The organism is Pseudomonas sp. 05T35 (assembly GCF_056396605.1).
On the sequence record NZ_JBFTLU010000394.1, the window covers coordinates 1 to 4399 of the forward strand.

The window sequence follows — 4399 nt, forward strand, 5'->3', positions numbered from 1 at the left end:
CAGTTGATCATCAACGAGGCGACCACCAGCGCGAACAGCAACTCAAGCGCTTCATGCGGGGCGACGTAGTTAACCAGCACGGACAACATCGTCATCAGCGCCGATACGCCCAGCGCCCGTAACGGCACGCCCCGTTTGTTCAGCTTCATCAGTGGCTTGGGGGCATCGCCCTGTTCCGCCAGGCCGTAGAGCATGCGGCTGTTGCAATAGACGCAGCTGTTGTAGACCGAGAGTGCTGCGGTGAGCACCACAACGTTGAGGATCTGCGCCGCGGTGTCGCTGCCGATCAAGGCGAAAATCTGCACAAACGGACTGCCGCTGTAGGCATCGCCGGAAGCGCCCATTGTTTGTAGCAGTTGGTCCCACGGGTACAACGACAGCAGCACGGTGAGTGCGCCGACGTAGAAGATCAATACGCGGTAAACCACCTGGTTGATCGCCTTGGGAATGACTTTCCTCGGTTCGCTGGCTTCGGCGGCGGTGATGCCGACCAGTTCCAGGCCGCCAAAGGAGAACATGATGAACGCCATCGCCATCAGCAAACCGTTGGTGCCGTYGGGGAAGAAACCGCCGTGACTCCACAGGTTGCTCACCGAGGCCTGCGGGCCGCCGGTGCCGCTGACCAGCATGTAGCAGCCGAGGGCGATCATGCCGATGATCGCCACGACCTTGATGATGGCGAACCAGAACTCCATTTCACCGAATATTTTGACGTTCATCGTGTTGATCAGGTTGACCAGTACGAAGAACACCGCCGCGCTGGCCCAGGTGAGTACCTCGGGCCACCAGAACTGCACGTATTTGCCAACGGCGGTCAGCTCGGCCATGCCCACCAGCACATACAGCACCCAGTAGTTCCAGCCGGACAGGAAGCCGGCAAAACTACCCCAGTAGTTGTGCGCAAAATGGCTGAAGGACCCGGCGACCGGCTCCTCGACAATCATCTCTCCCAGTTGGCGCATGATCAGAAAGGCGATGAAACCGGCAATGGCATAGCCGAGGATCATCGACGGGCCTGCCGATTTGAGCACGCCGGCGGAGCCGAGAAACAGCCCTGTGCCAATCGCGCCGCCCAGCGCGATCAGCTGAATATGCCTGTTTTTCAGCCCCCGCTTCAGCACGCCCTGTTGCAATTGTTCATCCGCCATCTGGATACCTTCTCGTTGTTATGGTCAGGCTTTGTTGCAGGTCGACAGCTTATTCAATTGGCGCGTGTTTGTGAGCCTCAAACATTACTTTCAGTGAACTTTTCGTAATACAGCTGCACGTTGTCGAGGGTTTGATCCTGCAACCAGCTCTTGATCGACTCGACCATCGGCGGCGGTCCGCAGACGTACATGTCGACGGCGGCATCCCGCAGTTCGCTGGCATCGAAATGCTCGGCGATGTAGCCGCGTTTTCCCTCCCAGTCCGGTGATGGATCGCTGACCACCGGCGTATAGCGAAACCCGGGAATGCGTTGAGCATAGGCATTGATCCGTTCGGTTTCGCACAGATCGGCTGCGTCCCGTACACCGTAGTACAAGTGCACAGGTTGTTCGCACCCGCGGACGACGATTTCGTCGAGCATCCCCAACAATGCGGACAGTCCGGTGCCGCCGGCCACCAGGATCAGCGGCCGAGCGATGTGACGTAGGTAGAACGCACCCAACGGTGCTTCCAGAACGATTTCATCGCCGACCTGGCAGCGTTCGCGAATGTAGTTACTCATCACCCCGTCGGGTAACAGGCGAATCAGAAATTGCAGCTGATTGCTGCTGCTCGGGCGGTTGGCGAAGGAGTAGGAGCGCTTGCTCGTGGTCCCCGGAATCAGCAGGCGTGCGTATTGCCCCGGCAGGAAATCCAGTGGCTGGGTGGCCGCGCCCAAATCCAGATGGAGGATCGCGGTGCTGGCCGAGACCTGACGTACATGCGTGACCGTACCGCTGAGCTGTTCAGGCCCTGCGGCATTGCACAGGCTGGAAGCGAAATCGAAATAGAACGCGGCGTCGGACTTCACTCGGGTCTGACAAGTGAGCATCTTGCGTTGTTGCAGGTCGAGGCTGGAGAGGGCTTCCTCATCCACATAATCCTGGCTGTAGTCGCCGGATTCGCAGCGGCCCTGACAGGTTCCGCAGACACCCTCGCGGCAATCCAGTGGAATATTGATGCCGTTGCGCAGGGCGGCATCGAGCAGTATTTCGTTGGCCTGCACGGGAAAAAACAGTGTTTTGCCGTCGGCAAAACTGAACGCTACCTTGTGGTTCATGCCCCGGTCTCCATGAATTCAGAGGTGGTAGAAATCGAGCACCGAGTTGATGGTGTCGTTGAGCAGCAACACGTGTTTGCGGGTAATCACCCAGCTGTCTGCGTGAGGCTTGAGGCGATAGGTCGCGTTCCCGTAGAACTGCTCTGAGGTGGCCAGGCGATAAAACAACGTGTGCCAGTTCAGCCGTACCTCCAGCTCACCGCTCTCGAGTTCGCTGATCCGCACGTTGTTGATCAGGTGCRGGGTGCGCGGCATCGGTGTGGCCGAGGCAGCCTTGCCGGTGCGCAGGCGGAATACACGGTCTTCCAGGCCCGAGCGATTGGCGTAGTAGATCAACGACATTTCGCGCTTGGGGTCACGGGTGTAGACGTGTTCGGAGTCCCATTGCGGCAGGTGAAACTCACTCTGTTCGTCGAAGAGCTGGATGTAGGCGTCCCAGTCCTTGGCGTCGCAGAGTTCGGATTTGCGGTAGAAAAACTGCTCGATCTGGTACTGCAATTGCGGATTCATGTTCACACCTCACGTAGCTTCAGGGATTTCGCGTCCAGGCCGTCGAGCAAGAACTTCTGCCAGTTGCTGTGCTGGTTGACGTAAAGCCCTTCGTGGGTGAATTCGGTGCCGGTCATGGCCGGTGCAATGCCGATCGCCTCGCTGTTGGGCGTGGCGCCGGTTGCCCACTGGTGGCTGCCGCGCGAGATATCGCTCCAGCGTTCGAGCCGCGCCTGGAAACCGCGCTGGGCTTCGCGAAACTCCACCAGGTCATCCGGGGTGCCGAGTCCGGACACGTTGAAGAAATCTTCGAACTGCCGAATCCGGTTTTCCCGATCCGCGTCCGATTCGTTTTTCACGCCCAGGCACTGGCTGATGATCTCGGTCTTGTTCCAGGCCACCGGGCGGATGATCCGTAGCTGGGAGCTGATTTGATCGAGGAAAAACAGGCTGGGGTAGATGTTCAGGTTGCGCAGCCGATGCATCATCCATTCGGCTTTTTCCTGACCATGGTCCTTGATCAGGCGCGGCATGATCGTCGCGTAGCCGGAGCGCACCGTCGGGTTGGGCATGTCACTGAACAGCACGCTGTGACCGTTATTGAAGGCGAACCAGCCGTCATCGGTATTGGCGTCGCCAGCCCCCAGCTTGCTGTAGTCGAGCGTGCCGCTGGCGCGGGTGCCGTTCTCGTTGTCGACCTGCTGGCGGTGTTGCACCGTGGCCACATAGTTATAGTGGACCGTGCTGACGTGATAGCCGTCCAGGCCGTTCTCGTTCTGCAGTTTCCAGTTACCGTCGTAGGTGTAGGCCGACTTGCCGGGCAGTACTTCCAGTTCGCCGGTGGGCGATTGGGCGACCATCATGTCGAAGAACACTTTGGCATCGCCGAGGAAGTCTTCGAGGCTGTTATCGCCATGAACGTCCAGGCTGATGAAGACGAAGCCCTTGTAGCTCTGGATGCGGGCCTTTTTCAGGCCGCGTGTGGCTTTGTCGAAACCTTCCGGGTATTCGCCAGGGGCCTTGACCTTGACCAGGCGTCCGTCGCTTTTGTAGCACCAGGCGTGGAACGGGCAGGTAAACGTCGATTGGTTGCCTTTGCCGACGCGGGTCAATGTGGTACCGCGATGCTGGCAAGCGTTGATCAGCGCGTTGAGTTGGCCGTCACCGTCACGGGTGATGATCATCGGCTGGCGACCGGCGCGCAGGGTGATGAAGTCGTGGTTGTTGGCCAGCTCGCTTTCGTGACAGGCGTAGATCCAGTTCTTCTCGAAGATCAGCTCCATCTCCAGATCGAACAGTTGCGGCTCGGTAAAGATATCCCGAGCGATGCGGAATACGCCTTCTGCCGGACGGAAGTCCAGGCAGCCTTCAATGAACGCTTTCCACTGCTCGACATTTTTTTCGCCACTCATGGGTGTGCACCTTTTTTATTCAGGTCAATCGGTGCACTCATTAGAGAGAGTGGGGCGGGGCGGGGTCTATCCGGTTTGTCGACGAAGGCAGTCCACAAAGTTCGGCGCTAATGCATGAGCAAATGGATATTCGGTCGTGCGCCGATTTTGTAGCAGCTGCCGAGCCTGCGAGGCTGCGTTCGGCTGCGCAGCAGTCGTGAAGTCAGTCACCACGGTGCTACAGGAAGATCGTGCATGCAGGGTTTACGAC

At 58.7% G+C, this 4399-nt stretch carries 4 protein-coding genes; all 4 read right to left on the bottom strand.

Annotated elements, in window-relative coordinates; genetic code table 11:
- On the bottom strand, nucleotides 1-1148 hold a 1148-nt coding region (locus AC1DH9_RS23620; RefSeq protein WP_477808873.1), incomplete at its 3' end, for an amino acid permease.
- Nucleotides 1149-1225: 77 nt separating this feature from the next.
- Entirely contained in the window at nucleotides 1226-2248 is a 1023-nt protein-coding gene (gene antC, locus AC1DH9_RS23625; RefSeq protein WP_427541977.1) for an anthranilate 1,2-dioxygenase electron transfer component AntC, read from the bottom strand.
- An 18-nt stretch (nucleotides 2249-2266) separates the two neighbouring features.
- Nucleotides 2267-2758, bottom strand: a complete 492-nt coding sequence (gene antB / locus AC1DH9_RS23630) for an anthranilate 1,2-dioxygenase small subunit (RefSeq protein WP_477808874.1) — start codon at nucleotides 2756-2758, stop codon at nucleotides 2267-2269.
- A gap of 2 nt (nucleotides 2759-2760) precedes the next feature.
- The gene (gene antA, locus AC1DH9_RS23635) at nucleotides 2761-4149 is read right to left on the bottom strand and encodes an anthranilate 1,2-dioxygenase large subunit (protein WP_427541971.1); all 1389 of its coding nucleotides are present in this window, start codon (nucleotides 4147-4149) and stop codon (nucleotides 2761-2763) included.
- Between the last annotated feature and the right edge of the window lie 250 nt (nucleotides 4150-4399).

Bases quoted from the DNA above. Each gene is read 5' to 3' on its own strand.
- antC (WP_427541977.1), bottom strand. From the start codon at position 2,248: ATGAACCACAAGGTAGCGTTCAGTTTTGCCGACGGCAAAACACTGTTT.
- antA (WP_427541971.1), bottom strand. From the start codon at position 4,149: ATGAGTGGCGAAAAAAATGTCGAGCAGTGGAAAGCGTTCATTGAAGGC.